The organism is Cupriavidus oxalaticus (assembly GCF_038900635.1).
Lineage (GTDB): Bacteria > Pseudomonadota > Gammaproteobacteria > Burkholderiales > Burkholderiaceae > Cupriavidus > Cupriavidus oxalaticus_B.
In genome coordinates, this window is sequence record NZ_JAYMRX010000003.1 from 305,728 (window position 1) to 324,626 (window position 18,899).

An 18,899-nucleotide genomic window follows, 5' to 3' on the forward strand; every position below is an offset into this window, starting at 1 on the left:
ATCGTATCCCGGATGAAGAAAAATAGCGTCAAGCATTATAGCCCAAGCCCCCAACCTCAAGCCCGACCGGGCGCAGGTGTGGGAGGACTGCCACCCGAACAGGTGCGCGCCGCCGCAGCCGTGGCCGATTCCGAGGAATTCGAAGACTTTGCCGAGGCTGTGCCGGCCACTGCCGCGCCAGGCGCCGAGGCCGGGGTAACGCTGTCCCTGGAGGTGGACAGTGCCGCGCATGGCGAACGCCTCGACAAATTGCTGGCGCGTCACTTCAGTGAATTCTCGCGCAGCCGCCTGCAGCAGTGGATCGAAAGCGGCGCGGTGCGCGTAGACGGCCAGGTGCGCCGCCCGCGCGACGCGGTGCAGATGGGCAACCGTATCGAAGTGCGGCCGCAGGCCGCGCCTGAATCGTCTGCCTTTGCGCCGGAGGATGTGCCGCTGGACGTGGTCTATGAAGACGACACGCTGCTGGTCATCAATAAGCCCGCCGGGCTGGTGGTGCATCCGGCCGCCGGCAACTGGAGCGGCACCGTGCTCAACGGGCTGCTGCATCGCGATCCGCATGCCGCGGCGCTGCCGCGCGCCGGCATCGTGCACCGGCTCGACAAGGAAACCTCGGGCCTGATGGTGGTCGCGCGAACTCTGACCGCGCAGACCGACCTGGTGCGCCAGCTGCAGGCGCGCACGGTCAAGCGCACGTACATTGCGCTGGTGTGGGGCCGCACGTACGACGAGGGCACCATCGATGCGCCGATCGGCCGCGACCCGCGCGAACGCACACGTATGGCGGTGGTGCATACGGCCAGCGGCAAGCCCTCGCGCACGCATTTCCGCACGCTGGCGACGGTGCCGCTGGGCCGCAGCTTTGTCTCGATGGTGATGTGCAAGCTCGAGACCGGACGCACGCACCAGATCCGCGTGCACTTCGAATCGATCGGCCATCCGCTGGTGGGCGATCCGGTCTACTTCCGCGCGACGCAGCGCGGCCAGCGTCCGGCGATCCGCGTGCCGCTGCCGGTGCCGTTCGAGCGCCAGGCGCTGCATGCGTACAAGCTCGGGCTGGTGCATCCGGCCACCGGCCGCCACATGTCGTGGACCGCGCAGCCGCCTGCAGACCTGCAGGCGCTGGTCGATGCGCTCGACTTCGAAAGCGCGCAGGATGAGCACGAAGAAGAGGCCTGGGACGAAGTGTGGGAGGGCGGCGAAGCCCACTGGGAATATGCCGGCGGCGATGGCGAGGAAGGTGACGACGATGACGACGATGAGCGCGATGCCTGACTCCCAATGGCTGGTTCCCGACTGGCCGGCGCCGGCGCGCGTGCGCGCACTTTCGACCACGCGCCATGGCGGCGTCAGCCATGCACCGTACGGGCTTGCCGGCGGCGTGCCGGGCGGGCTCAACCTGGGCACGCATGTGGGCGACGATCCGTCGGACGTCGCGCGCAATCGCGAACGCCTCGCGGCGCACTTGCCGTCGCTGCCCCGCTGGCTTGACCAGGTGCATGGCTGCGCCGTGGTCACGGCCGACCACGTGGCCGATGCAAGCGATCACGCGCCGCGGGCCGATGCCAGTGTCGCGATCGCGCCGGGCCATGTCTGCGCCGTGATGACGGCCGATTGCCTGCCGGTCCTGCTGTGCGATGCGCAAGGTATGGTGGTGGGCGCCGCGCATGCCGGCTGGCGTGGGCTGTGCAACGGCGTCATCGAAGCCACGCTGGCACGCATGCAGGCCGCAGCCGGCGGTCCGGACCGGCGTTGGCTGGCGTGGCTGGGTCCGGCCATCGGGCCGGATGCGTTCGAAGTCGGCGCCGAGGTGCGCGACGCCTTCCTGGCGCAGGCGCATGCCGGCGAGCAGGCCGCTGTTGCCGCGGCTTTCCGTGCCGGTGCCCCGGGCAAGTACCTCGCCGACATCTATGCGCTCGCGCGCACGCGGCTGGCACGCGCCGGCTGCACCGAAGTGTATGGCGGTAACGCGTGCACTGTCACCGACGCAGCGCGCTTCTACTCCTATCGCCGCGACGGCGTGACCGGCCGCATGGCCAGCATGGTCTGGCTGGCCGACTGAAGCATCAGTCTTTCCTCTCTGGCGTGGTTTCCGCCGCCGGTGGCGCATTGCCGCCGGCCTGCGCGGTGCGCTCGGCTTGCGCCTTGCGCCGCCGCCGCGCGGGGGTGCCAAGGATGTACAGCACCAGTGCCACCGGCGCCAGGCCATAGAACACGAACGTGGCGATGCCCGCCACCACCGTGTGCTCGGTGATCGCCATCATCAGCGCGACATAGAGCCAGCCAATTGCGACGATGTACATAAAATTTTCATCCTTATCGTCTATCCTGCGGAGCCTCGGCGGAGGCAGGCGCGGCATACCGTCCGGTAGGTCGGGAAGCGCGCCGCGCCGGGGCGGATTTCCACATTGACAGCGCGTACGTTGCAAGGCAACAATGGCCTCAGATGTCTCGGGATCGCTGACGATTCCAAGGGTTTTTGCCGGCAAGCATACCGCATGGCGTTGCCAGCCAGAACGCCGCGGTAGCCGGTAAAAAATGGGAGCTGCTATCGGGATGGGCGGAATCCGCCGCGCAGGCGCGGCAGGGATTCCGGCGAAATAAACTGGCTGGCCTGCCCGATTCGGGTGAGGCGCGCGCCGGGTCCATCCGGATAGCATCTCCCAATGCAAAAGTGCCGGCCAGGGCAATGCCCGGAGCCGGTTCGTATAGTGACGGCAGAGAGACAATTCATATCATGGCGACCGGCAAAGGTGCGGCAGCTTCCACACAGGAAGGCAAGTCCCAACCGTTCAAGTTCACGCCGGGGCCATTCGATCCAGCCACCTGGCTGGAATGGTCCCGCCAGTGGCAGGGCACAGACGGCAACGGCCATGCGGCCGCTGCAGGCATTCCGGGCCTGGACGCGCTCGCGGGCGTGAAGATCGCCCCGGCGCAACTGGGCGAAATCCAGAAGCGCTACATGAACGACTTCGTGGCCTTGTGGCAGGCCATGGCCGAGGGTAATCCCGACGCCGCGGGGCCGCTGCATGACCGGCGCTTTGCCGGCGAAGCGTGGCGCAACAATGTTCCTTACCGCTTCGCGGCCGCGTTCTACCTGCTCAACGCACGCGCCATGACCGAGCTGGCCGATGCCGTCGAGGCCGACGCCAAGACGCGCCAGCGCATCCGCTTCGCGATCTCGCAATGGGTCGATGCGATGTCGCCGGCCAACTTCCTGGTCACCAACCCCGAGGCGCAGCGGCTGCTGATCGAATCGGGCGGCGAATCGCTGCGCGCCGGCGTGCGCAACATGCTCGAAGACCTGACCCGCGGCAAGATCTCGCAGACTGACGAGACCGCGTTCGAGGTCGGCCGCAACGTCGCCGTGACCGAAGGCGCCGTGGTCTATGAAAACGAATACTTCCAGCTGCTGCAATACAAGCCGCTGACCGGCAAGGTCCACGCGCGCCCGCTGCTGATGGTGCCGCCGTGCATCAACAAGTACTACATCCTCGACCTGCAGCCGGAAAGCTCGCTGGTGCGGCATGTGGTGGAGCAGGGCCACACCGTGTTCCTGGTGTCGTGGCGCAATCCCGATGCCAGCCTCGCAGCCGCTACCTGGGACGATTACATCGAGCACGGCGCCATCCGCGCCATCGAGGTCGCGCGCGATATCTGCGGCCAGGACCAGATCAACGTGCTGGGCTTCTGCGTGGGCGGCACCATCGTCTCGACCGCGCTGGCGGTGCTGGCCGCGCGCGGCCAGAATCCGGCCTCGAGCCTGACGCTGCTGACCACGCTGCTCGATTTTGCCGATACCGGCATCCTCGACGTGTTCGTCGACGAAGCGCATGTGCAGCTGCGCGAAGCCACGCTGGGTGGTGGCGCCGGCGCGCCATGCTCGCTGCTGCGCGGGCTGGAACTGGCCAATACGTTCTCGTTCCTGCGCCCGAACGACCTGGTGTGGAACTACGTGGTCGACAACTACCTGAAGGGCAACACGCCGGTGCCGTTCGACCTGCTGTTCTGGAATGGCGACGCCACCAACCTGCCGGGCCCGTGGTACTGCTGGTACCTGCGCCATACCTACCTGCAGGACGAGCTGAAGGTGCCCAACAAGCTGACCGTGGCCAACGTGCCGGTCGACCTTGGCAGCATCGACACGCCGACGTATCTCTACGGCTCGCGCGAAGACCATATCGTGCCGTGGACCGCCGCCTATGCCTCGACCGCGCTGCTGAAGAACAACGTGCGTTTCGTGCTGGGCGCTTCCGGGCATATCGCCGGCGTGATCAACCCGCCGGCCAAGAACAAGCGCAGCCACTGGATCAACGACACGCTGGCGGCATCGCCGCAGCAATGGCTGGCCGGTGCCACCGAGCACCACGGCAGCTGGTGGCCGGACTGGATGGCATGGCTCGGCAGCCATGCCGGCGCCAAGCGCGCCGCACCCGCTGAGTACGGCAACGCGCGCTATCCCATGATCGAACCCGCGCCTGGGCGTTACGTCAAAGCCAAGGCTTGATGCTTGCAGGATGGCCGGGGCCGCCAAACCGGCGGCGCCGGCCGCGTTGCAGGATTTCCATTTCCATCGAAAGGACTACACCATGACTGACGTTGTCATCGTTTCCGCGGCCCGTACCGCAGTAGGCAAGTTTGGCGGTTCGCTGGCCAAGATTCCGGCCCCGGAACTGGGCGCCGTGGTCATCAAGGCAGCGCTGGAGCGCGCCGGCATCAAGCCGGAACAGGTCAGCGAAGTCATCATGGGCCAGGTGCTGACCGCTGGCTCGGGCCAGAACCCGGCGCGCCAGGCGTCGATCAAGGCCGGCCTGCCGGCCATGGTGCCGGCCATGACCATCAACAAGGTTTGCGGCTCGGGCCTGAAGGCCGTGATGCTGGCGGCCAACGCCATCGCCACCGGCGACGCCGAGATCGTGGTGGCCGGCGGCCAGGAAAACATGAGCGCCGCGCCGCACGTGCTGCCGGGCTCGCGCGACGGCTTCCGCATGGGCGACACCAAGCTGGTCGACACCATGATCGTCGACGGCCTGTGGGATGTGTACAACCAGTACCACATGGGCATTACCGCCGAAAACGTCGCCAAGGAATACGGCATCACGCGCGAGGCGCAGGATGAGTTCGCGGTCGGCTCGCAGAACAAGGCCGAGGCCGCGCAAAAGGCCGGCAAGTTCGACGAGGAAATCGTGCCGGTGCTGATCCCGCAGCGCAAGGGCGACCCGGTCGCGTTCAAGACCGACGAATTTGTCCGCCAGGGCGCCACGCTGGACAGCATGGCCGGCCTGAAGCCCGCCTTCGACAAGGCCGGCTCGGTGACCGCGGCAAACGCCTCGGGCCTGAACGACGGCGCCGCCGCGGTGGTGGTGATGTCCGCCGCCAAGGCCAAGGAACTGGGCCTGACGCCGCTGGCCACGATCAAGAGCTTCGCCAACGCAGGCGTCGATCCCAAGGTGATGGGCATGGGCCCGGTGCCGGCTTCCAAGCGCGCGCTGTCGCGTGCCGGCTGGACGCCGCAGGACCTCGACCTGATGGAAATCAACGAAGCCTTCGCCGCGCAGGCGCTGGCGGTGCACCAGCAGATGGGCTGGGATACCTCCAAGGTCAACGTCAACGGTGGCGCCATCGCCATCGGTCACCCGATCGGTGCATCGGGCTGCCGTATCCTGGTGACGCTGCTGCACGAGATGAAGCGCCGCGACGCCAAGAAGGGCCTGGCCTCGCTCTGCATCGGTGGCGGCATGGGCGTGGCGCTGGCGGTTGAGCGCAACTGAGCGCAACCGATCCGCAACCAGGCGGCAACAAATCAGCAGTAGGCCGGGCCAGCGGTCCTCGCGGGCCCGGCAACGATAACGAAGAGCCAATCAAGGAGTGGACATGACTCAGCGCATTGCGTATGTGACCGGCGGCATGGGCGGCATCGGGACCGCCATTTGCCAGCGGCTGGCCAAGGATGGCTTTCGTGTGGTGGCCGGTTGCGGCCCCAACTCGCCGCGCCGTGAAAGGTGGATCGAGCAGCAGAAGGCGCTCGGCTTCGATTTCGTTGCCTCGGAAGGCAACGTCGCCGACTGGGACTCGACCAAGACCGCCTTCGACAAGGTCAAGGCCGAGGTCGGCGAGGTCGATGTGCTGATCAACAACGCCGGCATCACGCGCGACGTGGTGTTCCGCAAGATGACCCGTGCCGACTGGGATGCGGTGATCGACACCAACCTGACCTCGCTGTTCAACGTCACCAAGCAGGTGATCGACGGCATGGTCGACCGCGGCTGGGGCCGGATCGTCAATATCTCGTCGGTGAACGGCCAGAAGGGCCAGTTCGGCCAGACCAACTACTCCACCGCCAAGGCCGGCCTGCACGGCTTCACCATGGCGCTGGCGCAGGAAGTGGCGACCAAGGGTGTGACGGTCAACACCGTTTCGCCGGGCTATATCGCTACCGACATGGTCAAGTCGATCCGCCAGGATGTGCTCGACAAGATCGTCGGCACGATCCCGGTGAAGCGCCTGGGCGAGCCGGACGAGATCGCTTCGATCTGCGCCTGGCTGTCGTCCGATGAGTCCGGTTTCTCGACCGGCGCCGACTTCTCGCTGAACGGCGGCCTGCACATGGGCTGACCTGCCGGCGTGATCGGCAACCGCGCCGGCGGCCGCATTTTGCGGTGCAGCCAGCGCGGCGCACAAGGCGGCGGAGGTTTCGATTCGCTGCCGCTTTCGCGGGCCGCAAGGGCCCGCGAATCGTTTCTGCTTGGCGGCTTTTTTGCCGATTTGGCGGGGGTTTACCGGGTTTTCCTTAAGCTGGGTCGCTTTTCTTAGTGCTGTGTTGGGCATAGAATCAGGGCAGCGGCGCAGCCAGCACCATAGTCGTGCAGCGCGGCCCTCGCGGGGGCGAGGTGGCGAAGCCGCAACGCGCAGCCATGCGCGCACAGGCCGCGGCAAGCCGACACGACAATACAGATGGCGCAGGCGGTACCGATTTGCGCAGTGCACCCCATGCGGTGCAGCAGCGCGCAATCAGCGACGACACAAGGACAGAGCACCGATGGCCACGACCAAAAAAGGCGCAGAGCGACTGATCAAGAAGTATCCGAACCGCAGGCTCTACGACACCCAGACCAGCACCTATATCACCCTGGCTGACGTCAAGCAGCTGGTCATGGATTCCGAAGAGTTCAAGGTCGTTGACGCCAAGTCTGGGGATGAACTGACCCGCAGCATTTTGCTGCAGATCATCCTTGAAGAAGAGACTGGCGGCGTGCCGATGTTCTCCAGTGCCATGCTGTCGCAGATCATCCGGTTCTATGGCCATGCCATGCAGGGCATGATGGGCACCTACCTGGAAAAGAACATCCAGGCCTTTATCGATATCCAGAACAAGCTGGCCGAGAACTCCAAGGGCCTGTATTCGGGCGAAGCCTTCAGCCCCGACATGTGGTCGCAATTCATGAACATGCAGGGCCCCATGATGCAGGGCATGATGAGCAACTATATCGAGCAGAGCAAGAACCTGTTCGTGCAGATGCAGGAACAGATGCAGAACCAGGCCAAGAATATGTTCGGGACGTTCCCGTTCAACCAGCCGGACAAGAAGTAATCGATGTGGCGGCGGGCCGCCTGGCCTGCCGCTTTTCCTGTGCGCTGTTGATAAAAGCTTCCGGCGTGCAGCGCAGCGGCCAAAGCGGTTAAAATGCCGACCTCCTGAACTGGCGGCTCATTTGCGGACTCGCCTGCAAAGCGCGACTCCCGATGCCTTCCAGAATCCACCTTCCTTGCCCATTGCGTGCCCGCACAGCCGGCGCGCGCCGCCTGGCGCACTCCTGATATGAGCCGGCTGATCCTCGCTCCGATGGAGGGGCTAGCGGACTATGTCTTGCGCGACGTGCTGACCGGCCTGGGCGGCTTCGACGGCTGTGTGTCGGAGTTTGTCCGGGTAACGGGCTCGCTGCTTCCCGCGCGTGTCTATGAGCGGGATACGCCCGAAACCCTGGAGGGCGGCTTTACTCGCAGCGGCACCCCGATGGTGATCCAGTTGCTGGGCAGCGATCCCGAATGGCTGGCGCGCAATGCCGCCTATGCTGCAACCCTGTCGCCGCACGGTATCGACCTGAATTTCGGCTGTCCGGCGAAGGTGGTCAACCGGCATGGCGGCGGCGCCATGCTGCTCGGCCAACCTGAATTGCTGAACCGCATCGTTGCCGCCGTGCGCGCCGCGGTGCCGGCGCATATTGCCGTGACCGCCAAGATGCGGCTGGGTATTTCCGATACCGCGCTCGCCCTGGACTGCGCCGCGGCGCTCGCGGAAGGCGGGGCGGCGTCGCTGGTGGTGCATGCGCGCACGCGCGACGATGGTTACCGGCCGCCCGCGCATTGGGAGTGGATCGCGCGGATCGAGGAGGCCATCGACATTCCGGTCATTGCCAACGGCGACGTCTGGACAGTTGCCGACTGGGAGCGCTGTCGTTCAGTGACCGGCTGCGACGATGTGATGATCGGGCGCGGCGCGGTCTCCGACCCTTTCCTGGCCCAGCGCATCCGCGGCCAGATGGAGAGCGCGCCGTCCGCCGCGGAATGGCCGCTGGTGCTGCGCCAGATCTCGCTGTACCTGAGGAAGCTGCACGAACGGATCTCGTCCTGCCATGAGCACGGCCGGGTCAAGCTCTGGCTCAGCTATCTGAAACGGACCTGGCCGCAGGCCGACGAACTGCATGCCGCAATCCGGCGCATGCATGACTCGGCCGAGATCGCGCGCCTGCTGCTGAGTGCCCCCGGCGCCTCTCCGATTCCCGATTGAACCAGCCGTCAAGTGTGGCGTCAGGCGCCGGCAAAGGCTGGCAAAAGGGTAAAATATACGATTGGCCTGCAATCGCAGGGCGCCCGATCGCCCGCGCGATAACCGGATATACTCCGCCCCGCCTGCCCCACATTCGTATCGCACCGTGAAAAACCCTTCAGAATCAACGACCCAGAAAGACCATAGTCCGCGCGTGGGTTTCGTTTCGCTTGGCTGTCCCAAGGCCCTGGTCGACTCCGAGCAGATCATCACCCAGCTCCGCGCCGAGGGCTATGCCATCAGCGGCACCTATGACGGCGCCGACCTGGTGGTGGTCAATACCTGCGGCTTTATCGACGAGGCCGTCCAGGAAAGCCTGGACGCCATCGGCGAGGCGCTGACCGAGAACGGCAAGGTCATCGTGACCGGTTGCCTCGGCGCCAAGAAGGACGCGGCGGGGCAGGACATCGTGTCGTCGGTGCACCCCAAGGTGCTGGCCGTGACCGGACCGCATGCGTTGGGCGAAGTGATGCAGGCCGTGCACACGCACCTGCCGAAGCCGCACGATCCGTTCACCGACCTGGTGCCGGCCGCCGGCATCAAGCTGACGCCCAAGCACTACGCGTACCTGAAGATCTCCGAGGGCTGCAACCACCGCTGCTCGTTCTGCATCATCCCGTCGATGCGCGGTGACCTGGTGTCGCGCCCCGTGGCCGAAGTCATGCTGGAGGCCGAGAACCTGTTCAAGGCGGGCGTCAAGGAACTGCTGGTGATCTCGCAGGATACCAGCGCCTATGGCGTCGACGTCAAGTACCGCACCGGCTTCTGGAACGGCCGCCCGCTCAAGACCCGCATGACCGAGCTGGTGGCGGCGCTGGGCGAACTGGCCGCGCAGCACGGCGCCTGGGTGCGCCTGCACTACGTCTACCCGTATCCGCACGTCGACGAGATCATCCCGCTGATGTCGCAGGGCCACGTGCTGCCTTACCTGGACGTGCCGCTGCAGCACGCCCACCCGGACGTGCTCAAGCGCATGAAGCGCCCGGCCAACGCCGAGAAGACCATGGACCGCATCCGCGCCTGGCGCGAGATCTGCCCCGAGCTGACCATCCGCAGCACCTTTATCGCCGGCTTCCCGGGCGAGACCGAGGCCGAGTTCCAGACGCTGCTGGACTTTATCGCCGAGGCCGAGCTCGACCGCGTCGGCTGCTTTGCGTACTCGCCGGTGGAAGGCGCTACGGCCAACGACCTGCCGGGCGCGCTGCCCGACGAGGTGCGCGAAGAGCGCCGCGCCCGCTTCATGGAAGTGGCCGAGGAAGTGTCCGCACGCCGCCTGCAGCGCAAGGTCGGCCAGACCCTGCGCGTGCTGGTCGACGAGGTCAACCAGGACGGCGGCATTGGCCGTTCGTCGGCGGATGCGCCGGAAATCGACGGCCTGGTCTATATCGCGCCGCCGGAGCGTACCTCGCAGCGCTACCGCGCGGGCGAGTTCGTCGACGTGAAGATCACGGGTGCCGATGGCCACGACCTGTGGGGCGAGGTCTGAGCTAGTCCTGCCGGACGAGGCCGGCGCAGCGGCGATTAGGTAAAAGTACGGTCGTTCGTTTCTGTGCCGACACCGCTATACTGTGCGGTGCAACATACCTCCTTGGAGACAAGTCATGACGCGTGAAGTCGTAGTGGTGAGCGGTGTCCGTACCGCGATCGGAACCTTTGGCGGCAGCCTGAAGGATGTGGCGCCGGCAGAACTGGGCGCGCTGGTCGTGCGCGAGGCGCTGGCCCGTGCGCAGGTATCCGGCGACGACGTCGGTCACGTGGTGTTCGGCAACGTGATCCAGACCGAGCCGCGCGACATGTACCTGGGCCGCGTTGCCGCGGTCAACGGCGGGGTCACGGTCAACGCGCCCGCGCTGACCGTGAACCGCCTGTGCGGCTCGGGCCTGCAGGCCATTGTCAGCGCCGCGCAGACCATCCTGCTGGGCGACGCCAACGTCGCCATCGGCGGCGGTGCCGAAAGCATGAGCCGGGCCCCGTACCTGGCGCCGGCGGCCCGCTGGGGCGCCCGCATGGGCGACGCCGGCCTGGTCGACATGATGCTGGGCGCGCTGCACGACCCGTTCCACCGCATCCACATGGGTGTCACGGCCGAGAACGTGGCCAAGGAATATGACATCTCGCGCGCGCAGCAGGACGAGGCCGCGCTGGAATCGCACCGCCGCGCGTCCGCCGCGATCAAGGCCGGCTATTTCAAGGACCAGATCGTCCCGGTGGTGAGCAAGGGCCGCAAGGGCGAGGTCACCTTCGACACCGACGAGCACGTGCGCCATGACGCCACCATGGACGACATGACCAAGCTCAAGCCGGTTTTCGTCAAGGAAAACGGTACGGTCACGGCCGGCAATGCCTCGGGCCTGAACGACGCCGCTGCCGCGGTGGTGATGATGGAGCGTGCCGAGGCCGAGCGCCGCGGCCTGAAGCCGCTGGCGCGCCTGGTGTCGTACGGCCATGCCGGCGTCGATCCGAAGACCATGGGCATCGGCCCGGTGCCGGCGACCAAGATCGCGCTGGAACGCGCCGGCCTGCAGGTGTCCGACCTGGACGTGATCGAAGCCAACGAAGCCTTCGCCGCGCAGGCTTGCGCCGTCACCAAGGCCCTGGGCCTGGATCCGGCCAAGGTCAACCCGAACGGCTCGGGCATCTCGCTGGGCCACCCGATCGGCGCCACTGGCGCGCTGATCACGGTCAAGGCGCTGCACGAGCTGCAACGTGTGCAAGGCCGCTACGCGCTGGTGACGATGTGCATCGGCGGCGGGCAGGGCATTGCCGCCATCTTCGAGCGGATCTGAGGTTCGCCTTGCGCCGTGTGCTGCTGAAATCGTCCATCCCGGCGCTGGCTGCCGTGCTCGCCCTGGCGGGCACGGCGCAGGCCGCACCGGCGACCGAACTGTCGACCGGCCCGGTCGGGGCGGGCGCGGTTGGCGGCGAGAGCCTGGGCATCAACCAGGCCATCCGCGATGGCGAGGCCAGGCGCGGCACGGCGCTGTCGACCGGCGCGCCCAGGCCGCTGGCGCCGCGCTCCGAATATGCATCGCTGCCGGTCTATGTCGGCAAGGTCGGCGACCAGCCCGTGCGGCTGCGGCTCGGCCCCAAGCCCGACGAGCGCGACAGCGTGCGCGGCGAATATAGCGGCCGCGGCGCCGGTGTGCGCCTGCTCGCCGGTGAATGGGAAAACGGCGCTTTCCTGATGGAAGAGTCGGACGATGGCACGCGCGTAACGGGCAACTGGGAGGGCAATATCGACGCCAGTGGCGCCGTGCGCGGCACCTGGACCGATGCCTTCAATCCCGCCATCGTGCTGCCGTTCTTTATCCGCCCGCTGGGCGTGCTCGTCATTCCGCCGTTCGACATGACGCCCGGCAGCGGCGTCACCTACGCGCCGCCGCCGCCCAAGTCGTCGATCTCCGGCTGGTAATTCGGCACCATTCTCGCGCGATAGGCCGACCGTTACCGTTCCCGGTGGCGCGGCCGGCATTTGCTGGTAAGCTCGAAGGCTCACCGAGTCTCATTCCTGGCCGGGACAGTGTGATGCCTGCCTGGCATCGCGCCAGCGCCGGCCAGCAGCCAGCAAGGAATCCGCCGTGTCCGATTCATCGTCCGACAAGCCCGCATCCCGCCCCCATTACCTGCAGACCGTGGCGGTCCAGCCCGAACTGGACATCGCATCCGGCTTTGCCTCGTTCTCGCCCGCCATCCACCGTGGCTCGACCGTGGTGTTCCGGAACCTGGCCGAACTGCGTGCGCAGGGTGACGGCGCCACCACCTACTGGCGTTACGGCCTGCACGCCACCCCGACCAGCGAGGCGCTGTGCCAACACTTGGCACTGATCGAGGGCGCGCGCCATACCTTGCTGCTGCCTTCCGGGCTGGCGGCGATTTCGCTGGTCTACTTCGCGCTGCTCAAGAGTGGCGACGACGTGCTGGTGCCGCACAACGTCTACGGTCCCAACCGTGACCATGGCGAATGGCTGGCGCGCGACTACGGCGTGTCGGTGCGCTACTACGACCCGATGGACGCCGCCGGCATGGCCGCGATGATCCGGCCCGAGACGCGCCTGATCTGGATGGAGTCGCCGGGCTCGGTGACGATGGAAGTGGCGGACACCGATGCCATCGTCGCCGCCGCGCAGGCGCATGGCGTGCTGACGGCGATCGACAACACCTGGTCGGGCGGCGTCTACTTCCGCCCGTTCGAAAAGGGCATCGATATCTCGGTGCAGGCGCTGACCAAATACCAGTCCGGCGGCAGCGATGTGCTGATGGGCGCGGTGATGACGGCTGACCATGCGCTGCACGACCGCCTGCGGCGCACCCGCATGCTGATGGGCTGGGGGGTGTCCGCCGATGACTGCCACCTGGTTCTGCGCGGGCTGCCAAGCCTGCCGGTGCGGCTCGCGGCGCACGACCGCGGCGCGCGCGAAGTCGCCGAATGGCTGTGCCAGCGGCCCGAGGTGGCGCGCGTGCTGCATCCCGCGCTGCCCGAATGCCCCGGCCATGCCAACTGGCGGCGCGACTTCACCGGCGCCACCGGCCTGTTCGCCATCGTCCTGCGCGCGCGCTACTCGCGCCAGCAGGTCGATGCCTTTGTCGAGGCGCTGCAGTTGTTCGCGATCGGCTGGTCGTGGGGCGGTGCGCACAGCCTGGCCGTGCCTTACCACGTGCAGAGCATGCGCCCGGCAGGAACCTGGCCGCCGGCCGGCTGGCAGGACTCCGGCGAACTGGTGCGGCTCTATATCGGCCTGGAAGACACGCGCGACCTGATCGCCGACCTGCGCCAGGCGATGGAGGCGAAGCTGGGCGCGGTGTAAGGAAGGCAGGGCGGAGGCGGGGCGCCCCGCGCCGCTTCAGGCAGGCTTGCGCAGCGCCAGGTTGAGCTGGTCGACCACTTCGGCCCAGTCGGCGTCGTCGAGAAGCTCGTCGTGCAGCAGTGCCGACTGCGCCGGCGTCCAGAACGGCGCCTCCGCCAGCTCCACATCGTCTGGCAGCGGCGCGTGCTGGCCGATGAAGCTGCGGATGCTGGCTTCATCGGAAGCCAGGCCGAGTTGCGCGAACAGTTCGGAAAACTGGTGGAAGGTCGGTTCCATGGCGGTCGGGTTTGCTGGTTGGGGGCTCATGTAGTGTAGGCGAGCCCCGTGCGACCGCCGGCGCTCAGCGGACGTCCGCGCCGGACATCGGCTTGGCGCCGGCCGTGGCCGTGGACGAGGCGGCACGCGGCATTGCCCAGACCGACTCGGCCGGTCCGCTGCGCGCACGCCGCTGGGTGGCGCGGGCGAGGGCGACGAAACCCGCCGCCAGCGCGATGGCGCCGATATCGAAGCCGGCGATGATCCAGTGCCCGCTGGGGATGCTGCGCAGCAGGTGGTCGCCGGTCAGGATGGCGTTGGACAGCGGCACGGTCAGCGCGGCCAGGGCCGCCACGTACAGCAGTTCGATCGCCGCCCGTACCGGCGGGCGCAGCAGCGCCCACGCGCAGGCAATGCCGAACGCCGTGAAGTAGGTGTAGCTCACCGCGCGTTCGGGCCACAGCAGCGCTGCCGGGAAGCACAGCGCCACGCCGATGCAGCAGCCGATGCATACGCCCACGGTCGCCTGCGCCAGCAACCGGTGCACGCGCGGCTGTTCGGCCTGGCGCAGCTTGCGCCGCGACTCGATCCACAGCAGGTTGCCCGAATAGAACAGGAACGCGCCGGCCAGGCCGGCCAGCAGGTAGACCAGCCGCACCGGCAACTCGCCGAAGGTGCCGAAGTGCAGCGCGTACAGTGCGCTGTACAGCCCGTGATTGCCGTCGCGTGCGCCGGCGGTCTGGTTGGAGGTCAGCTGGCCCGCGTTGGGTTCGCCCTGCGCGGCGTGGATGCCGACCGAGCCGAGGTTGCCGAGCGCCCTGGTGCTGGTGCCGCGCACTTCGACCACGGCATTGGCGTCGCCGAAGCGCTGGAAGCGGAACGACTCTGCCGTGAAGCGCTCGCCGCCATGCTGTTGCGCGATCCGCACCAGGGTCGCGGCGGGCATCGTCGGCACGGCGCGGCCGGCGGCAGCCACCTCCGGCACCGCGGTGGTGGCGCGCGGCACGGCTTCGAACAGGCGGCCGTCGAAGGTCAGCGTGTTGAACACCATCATCAGCACCAGCGACAGGCAGAACAGCGCGCCGGTGATGGCAAAGACCAGGTGGAAGGGCAGGCTGAACAGTCCCAGCACGTTGTGCGCATCCATCCAGAAGCGCTTGAGGTTGCGTCCCGGCCGCACCACGAACAGGTCCTTCCTGAGGCGCGGCAGGTGCAGCAGCACGCCCGACACCAGCGCCAGCCCGTACAGCACCGAGATCGCGCCCATGAAGTAGATCCCGCCGACCGGAATGCCGAGCGAATAGTGCAGGCTGTTCAGGAACGCCGAGAGTTCGCCGATCACGTGGTCGCGCGAGGTGTCGCGCTGCATCGCGGCGTCGCCGGCCAGCCGCGCGTCGGTGGTCATCTGCCATTCGCCGGCCTTGTCCTGCCAGTAGGCGGCGATATTGGGCTCGCCTTCGGACGGCATGATCACATAGGCGCTGGCGGCGGCCTCAGGGTGGAGTGCCACCAGCTTGTGCATGAAGCGGTCGACCGCTGCCGGGTCGGCCTTGGCCTCGACCGGCGCATTGCCTTTCAGGCGCGTGGGCGACTGCCACACGTGGAGCTCGTGGTGGAACACGGTCACGGCGCCGGCAAAGAAGGCGATAAACAGGGCCCAGCCGGCCATCAGGCCGACCCAGGTATGCAGCGTCTGGTACAGGCGCAGGGTTGCGGTTTTCATGATGGCGTTCTCAGGAGACGGGCAGTGCGGCCGGGGCCAGGCCCGCCAGGCGCAGGGCCCACAGCGCGCCGAAGCAGAGCAGGGTGGCGCCCCCCAGCCACAGCCAGGCCGAGCGGCTGGTGCGGAACAGCAGGCTGCCACTGATGATGGCCACCCACACCGGCAGGCAAGCCACGACCGCGGCGACGATGCCGGATTCCCAGCCGCCGGGCAGCCACAGGATCGACAGCGTGCACAGCGCTACGGCGAGGGGCAGGCCGAGCAGGGTGCCAGCCAGCCACTTGGTGCCCATGGTATCGGGGGTCGCGTTCATGCCTGTTGGCCCCCTTGCCCTGTCTGCACCATCCGGCCCTGAGCCGCCTGGCGCTTGCGTTGGGCATAAATGCCGACGAAAGGACAGGCCGACAGCGCGCAGGGCACCGTTGCCAGGCTGGCGGCGATCGCCACCGGCCAGCCATTGGTGGTGCTCCACAGCCAAGTGCTGGCTATCACCAGCGCCAGGCCCAGCCAGCCAAATATGCGCGGCCGCGGGCCGCGTCCGGGCGGCAGCAGGACCTGGTTAGGCGCAGCCAGGTACAGGCACGCGGCCGCGGCCAGGCCCAGAAAAACGGCCAGAACTTGCATGAAAGGAAATGTCAGCGAATCGAAACATTAATGGTAATGATTCGCATTTGTCGCTGCAAGCGGAATGTTGGCGAGAGGCGCCGAAACGTGGCGGCGCCGCCATCCATGCCGAAAGTACGATGCAGCGGCGCCACGAACGCGGCGCCACGAACTCGGCGCCAGAAGACGGCGCCAAAAGATCGGCGCCGCGGCAGATCGCGTGACGTCAGTGGGGGAACAGCGCCAGCAGCCCGTCCAGCCCGACGTGGTTGAATGCGACGCTGGCCTGCGCGCGCACCACCGGCTTGGCGCGGAAGGCCACCGACAGGCCGGCGACCGCCATCATCTTGAGATCGTTGGAGCCGTCACCCATGACGATGGCCTGGTCCGGCGTGGCGCCGATCTGCACGCAGACTTCCTGCACGGTACGGGCCTTGACGTCGGCGTTGACGATCTCGCCGACCACATTGCCGGTCAGCTTGCCGTCGACGATTTCCAGCGTATTGGCGCGGGTGAAATCCAGCTTCAGGCGCGGCTTGAGTTGGTCGGTGAAGTGGACGAACCCGCCCGACACCAGCAGCGTCTTGATGCCCAGTGCCTGCACGGCCTGCAGCATGCGTTCGGCACCTGGCGACAGGCGCAGGCGCTCGGCGTAGACGCGGTCGAGGACGCTGGCGTCCAGGCCCTTGAGCAGCGCCACGCGGCGCCGCAGGCTTTCGTTGAAGTCGGTGATCTCGCCGCGCATCGCTGCTTCGGTGATGGCGGAGACTTCGGCCTTGAGGCCGCAGAAATCCGCGATCTCGTCGATGCACTCGATGGTGATCAGCGTCGAGTCCATGTCCATCGCCACCAGCCGGAAGTCCGACAGCTTGCGTCCGGCGGGGACCACGGCCCAGTCGATACCGCGCGGACCGCAGAAATCGTCCAGCGCATCGCGCAGCGCCGGCGTCAGCGGCGCGCAGTCCTCGGCAGCGGCCACGGTGTCGCTGCGCGGCACCAGTTTCGAGGCGCGGGCGAGGGTGCGGACGGTGTCGAGGTCGGCGGCGGAAAGCGGGGCGGTGCTCTGGAGGATCAGGGGCATGACAGGTGAGGATCGGGCGCGTGCAGCACAGGCAAAGAGGGCGGCAACACGGAAAAACCGTTATTGTAGCCGCCCTGGCCGCCTGGCTGAGCGCTGCCCGGATGCTCAGCGCTGCGCCATCAGCATGTAGTCCACCGTCAGGTTGGACAGTGCGCGCACGCCGTTGATCAGCGCCGGCTCGTCCACATAGAACTCGGGCGAGTGGTTGGAGGGCGCCTTGGTCACATCCTGGCCCCTGGGCGTCACGCCCAGGTTGAAGAACAGGCCGGGCACCTTCTCCTGGTAGAATGAGAAGTCTTCCGACGCTGTTGCCTTGGGCGTGGTCATCCAGTTGCCGTCGCCGGCCACGCGCCTGAGCGTGGGCGCCATCTGGTCCGTCAGGGCAGGCTGGTTGATGGTGGCGTTGTACAGCTCGACCACGCGGAAGTTGGCCTCCGCCCCGGCGCTGGTGGCGATGGCCTCGGTGGTGCGCTTCATGCGGGCATGGATGTCCTTCTTCATGCCTTCGTCATAGGTGCGGATCGTGCCCATCATCTCGACCTTCTCCGGCACGATGTTCATACGGTTGCCGCCGTGGATGGTGCCCACGGTGATCACCGACGGCTCCAGCATGGCATTGACCTGGCGGCTCTGGATGGTCTGCAGCCCCATCACGATCTGCGAGGCCACCACGATCGGGTCGATGCCGCCCCACGGGCGCGCGCCGTGGGTCTGGCGGCCCTTGACGTCGATCCAGAACTGGTCCGCCGCGGCCATCGATGCGCCGCTGCGCCAGCCGAGCTTGCCGGACTCGATGCCGCTGCTGACGTGCAGGCCGAAGATCGCATCGACCTTCGGGTTGTCCAGCACGCCCTCGGCCACCATCTGTTTTGCGCCCCACATGTTCGAGCCATTGGGCTCGAAGTCCGCCGGGCTTTCCTCGGCCGGCTGGAAGATGAACTTGACCGTGCCGGGTAGCTGGTCTTTCATGCCGGCCAGCACTTCCGCCGTGGCCATCAAAATCGCCACGTGGGTGTCATGGCCGCAGGCGTGCATCACGTCGACTTCCTTGCCGAGATACTGCCCCTTGGCCCTGGACGCAAACGGCACGTCGACACGTTCCTTCACCGGCAGCGCGTCCATGTCGGCGCGCAACGCGACCACCGGGCCTGGCTTGCCGCCCTTGAGCACGCCCACCACGCCGGTCTTGGCCACGCCGGTCTTCACCTCCATGCCGAGCTTGCGCAGGTGGTCGGCGACCAGTTGCGCGGTGCGGGTCTCGTAGTTGCCGAGCTCCGGGTGCTGGTGGATGTCGCGGCGCCAGGCGATCAGCTGCTTTTCCACCGCCCTGGCGCGGGTTTCGATCTGGGCGTGCAGGGCGTCGGCGGCGGCGCCCGCCGGGGCAGGCGTGGTCTGCGCCTGCGCGGGGTTGCAGAGCAGGCCGGCCGCGAGTGCGAGGCTGGCGCAAGCAATGCGGAGGGGGGAACGGGATGCGGTGGAACGGACGGCCATGCAAAATCTCCTTCGTTATTGTTGGTTTGATGCTGGCAGAGTGGTTGGCTACTTGGTGAGCGGGGCGCTGGAGTACTGCAGGCGCCGGCCCTCACCCCCGCCCTTCTCCCGCAGGCG

At 67.2% G+C, this 18,899-nt stretch carries 18 protein-coding genes; 11 read left to right on the top strand and 7 right to left on the bottom strand.

Annotated elements, in window-relative coordinates:
* The first annotated feature begins 12 nt into the window (after nt 1-12).
* Complete coding sequence (locus tag VSR71_RS08075; RefSeq protein WP_342913366.1) at nt 13-1,272, top strand: RluA family pseudouridine synthase; 1,260 nt, start codon at nt 13-15, stop codon at nt 1,270-1,272.
* Nucleotides 1,256-2,059 (top strand): peptidoglycan editing factor PgeF, encoded by an 804-nt coding sequence (gene pgeF, locus VSR71_RS08080; RefSeq protein ID WP_342913443.1) that lies wholly within the window; start codon nt 1,256-1,258, stop codon nt 2,057-2,059. The genes VSR71_RS08075 and pgeF overlap by 17 nt, the downstream gene beginning before the upstream one ends.
* A 4-nt stretch (nt 2,060-2,063) precedes the next feature.
* Here pgeF and VSR71_RS08085 read toward each other — a convergent pair whose 3' ends face one another.
* Nucleotides 2,064-2,300, bottom strand: coding sequence for a hypothetical protein (locus tag VSR71_RS08085; RefSeq protein WP_342913367.1), 237 nt, complete (start codon nt 2,298-2,300; stop codon nt 2,064-2,066).
* Between the two features lie 434 nt (nt 2,301-2,734).
* Between VSR71_RS08085 and phaC the strand changes: the two genes are divergently transcribed.
* From phaC to VSR71_RS08130, 9 genes are all read left to right on the top strand, one after another.
* On the top strand, nt 2,735-4,504 hold the full coding sequence (gene phaC, locus VSR71_RS08090) for a class I poly(R)-hydroxyalkanoic acid synthase (RefSeq protein ID WP_342913368.1): 1,770 nt from the start codon (nt 2,735-2,737) through the stop codon (nt 4,502-4,504).
* Between the two features lie 82 nt (nt 4,505-4,586).
* Nucleotides 4,587-5,768: an acetyl-CoA C-acetyltransferase gene (locus tag VSR71_RS08095; protein ID WP_342913369.1), complete on the top strand. Its 1,182-nt coding sequence runs from the start codon at nt 4,587-4,589 to the stop codon at nt 5,766-5,768.
* 103 nt (nt 5,769-5,871) lie between these two features.
* Entirely contained in the window at nt 5,872-6,612 is a 741-nt protein-coding gene (locus tag VSR71_RS08100) for a 3-ketoacyl-ACP reductase (RefSeq protein ID WP_342913370.1), read from the top strand.
* Nucleotides 6,613-7,036: 424 nt separating this feature from the next.
* Nucleotides 7,037-7,588, top strand: coding sequence for a polyhydroxyalkanoate synthesis repressor PhaR (gene phaR / locus VSR71_RS08105; protein WP_018004481.1), 552 nt, complete (start codon nt 7,037-7,039; stop codon nt 7,586-7,588).
* 228 nt (nt 7,589-7,816) lie between these two features.
* Nucleotides 7,817-8,785, top strand: a complete 969-nt coding sequence (locus VSR71_RS08110) for a tRNA-dihydrouridine synthase (protein WP_342913371.1) — start codon at nt 7,817-7,819, stop codon at nt 8,783-8,785.
* 145 nt (nt 8,786-8,930) lie between these two features.
* Nucleotides 8,931-10,310 carry a 30S ribosomal protein S12 methylthiotransferase RimO gene (gene rimO / locus VSR71_RS08115; protein ID WP_342913372.1) on the top strand — a complete coding sequence of 460 codons (1,380 nt, stop codon included), beginning with the start codon at nt 8,931-8,933 and terminating at the stop codon, nt 10,308-10,310.
* A 115-nt stretch (nt 10,311-10,425) separates the two neighbouring features.
* The gene (bktB, locus tag VSR71_RS08120; protein ID WP_342913373.1) at nt 10,426-11,610 is read left to right on the top strand and encodes a beta-ketothiolase BktB; all 1,185 of its coding nucleotides are present in this window, start codon (nt 10,426-10,428) and stop codon (nt 11,608-11,610) included.
* An 8-nt stretch (nt 11,611-11,618) separates the two neighbouring features.
* Nucleotides 11,619-12,236 carry a hypothetical protein gene (locus tag VSR71_RS08125; RefSeq protein ID WP_428979362.1) on the top strand — a complete coding sequence of 206 codons (618 nt, stop codon included), beginning with the start codon at nt 11,619-11,621 and terminating at the stop codon, nt 12,234-12,236.
* Between the two features lie 166 nt (nt 12,237-12,402).
* Nucleotides 12,403-13,629 (top strand): cystathionine beta-lyase, encoded by a 1,227-nt coding sequence (locus VSR71_RS08130; RefSeq protein WP_342913374.1) that lies wholly within the window; start codon nt 12,403-12,405, stop codon nt 13,627-13,629.
* Between the two features lie 36 nt (nt 13,630-13,665).
* Here VSR71_RS08130 and VSR71_RS08135 read toward each other — a convergent pair whose 3' ends face one another.
* The 6 genes from VSR71_RS08135 to VSR71_RS08160 all read right to left on the bottom strand — a co-directional run bounded on the left by VSR71_RS08135 (nt 13,666) and on the right by VSR71_RS08160 (nt 18,782).
* Nucleotides 13,666-13,905 carry a DUF2789 domain-containing protein gene (locus VSR71_RS08135; protein WP_029049291.1) on the bottom strand — a complete coding sequence of 80 codons (240 nt, stop codon included), beginning with the start codon at nt 13,903-13,905 and terminating at the stop codon, nt 13,666-13,668.
* A 64-nt stretch (nt 13,906-13,969) separates the two neighbouring features.
* Nucleotides 13,970-15,607, bottom strand: a complete 1,638-nt coding sequence (locus tag VSR71_RS08140) for a PepSY-associated TM helix domain-containing protein (protein ID WP_342913375.1) — start codon at nt 15,605-15,607, stop codon at nt 13,970-13,972.
* Nucleotides 15,608-15,617: 10 nt separating this feature from the next.
* Entirely contained in the window at nt 15,618-15,920 is a 303-nt protein-coding gene (locus tag VSR71_RS08145; RefSeq protein ID WP_342913376.1) for a hypothetical protein, read from the bottom strand.
* The gene (locus VSR71_RS08150) at nt 15,917-16,231 is read right to left on the bottom strand and encodes a hypothetical protein (protein WP_342913377.1); all 315 of its coding nucleotides are present in this window, start codon (nt 16,229-16,231) and stop codon (nt 15,917-15,919) included. The genes VSR71_RS08145 and VSR71_RS08150 overlap by 4 nt, the downstream gene beginning before the upstream one ends.
* A gap of 205 nt (nt 16,232-16,436) precedes the next feature.
* Nucleotides 16,437-17,291 carry a phosphoserine phosphatase SerB gene (gene serB / locus VSR71_RS08155; protein ID WP_342913378.1) on the bottom strand — a complete coding sequence of 285 codons (855 nt, stop codon included), beginning with the start codon at nt 17,289-17,291 and terminating at the stop codon, nt 16,437-16,439.
* Nucleotides 17,292-17,396: 105 nt separating this feature from the next.
* The gene (locus VSR71_RS08160) at nt 17,397-18,782 is read right to left on the bottom strand and encodes an amidohydrolase (RefSeq protein WP_342913379.1); all 1,386 of its coding nucleotides are present in this window, start codon (nt 18,780-18,782) and stop codon (nt 17,397-17,399) included.
* Nucleotides 18,783-18,899 lie beyond the last annotated feature (117 nt).

Coding starts and splice junctions, on each gene's coding strand:
- VSR71_RS08100 (WP_342913370.1), top strand. CDS start 5,872: ATGACTCAGCGCATTGCGTATGTGACCGGCGGCATGGGCGGCATCGGG.
- pgeF (WP_342913443.1), top strand. CDS start 1,256: ATGAGCGCGATGCCTGACTCCCAATGGCTGGTTCCCGACTGGCCGGCG.
- VSR71_RS08150 (WP_342913377.1), bottom strand. CDS start 16,231: ATGCAAGTTCTGGCCGTTTTTCTGGGCCTGGCCGCGGCCGCGTGCCTG.
- VSR71_RS08145 (WP_342913376.1), bottom strand. CDS start 15,920: ATGAACGCGACCCCCGATACCATGGGCACCAAGTGGCTGGCTGGCACC.
- serB (WP_342913378.1), bottom strand. CDS start 17,291: ATGCCCCTGATCCTCCAGAGCACCGCCCCGCTTTCCGCCGCCGACCTC.
- VSR71_RS08075 (WP_342913366.1), top strand. CDS start 13: ATGAAGAAAAATAGCGTCAAGCATTATAGCCCAAGCCCCCAACCTCAA.
- VSR71_RS08160 (WP_342913379.1), bottom strand. CDS start 18,782: ATGGCCGTCCGTTCCACCGCATCCCGTTCCCCCCTCCGCATTGCTTGC.
- VSR71_RS08135 (WP_029049291.1), bottom strand. CDS start 13,905: ATGGAACCGACCTTCCACCAGTTTTCCGAACTGTTCGCGCAACTCGGC.
- phaR (WP_018004481.1), top strand. CDS start 7,037: ATGGCCACGACCAAAAAAGGCGCAGAGCGACTGATCAAGAAGTATCCG.
- VSR71_RS08095 (WP_342913369.1), top strand. CDS start 4,587: ATGACTGACGTTGTCATCGTTTCCGCGGCCCGTACCGCAGTAGGCAAG.
- bktB (WP_342913373.1), top strand. CDS start 10,426: ATGACGCGTGAAGTCGTAGTGGTGAGCGGTGTCCGTACCGCGATCGGA.
- VSR71_RS08140 (WP_342913375.1), bottom strand. CDS start 15,607: ATGAAAACCGCAACCCTGCGCCTGTACCAGACGCTGCATACCTGGGTC.
- VSR71_RS08085 (WP_342913367.1), bottom strand. CDS start 2,300: ATGTACATCGTCGCAATTGGCTGGCTCTATGTCGCGCTGATGATGGCG.
- VSR71_RS08110 (WP_342913371.1), top strand. CDS start 7,817: ATGAGCCGGCTGATCCTCGCTCCGATGGAGGGGCTAGCGGACTATGTC.
- phaC (WP_342913368.1), top strand. CDS start 2,735: ATGGCGACCGGCAAAGGTGCGGCAGCTTCCACACAGGAAGGCAAGTCC.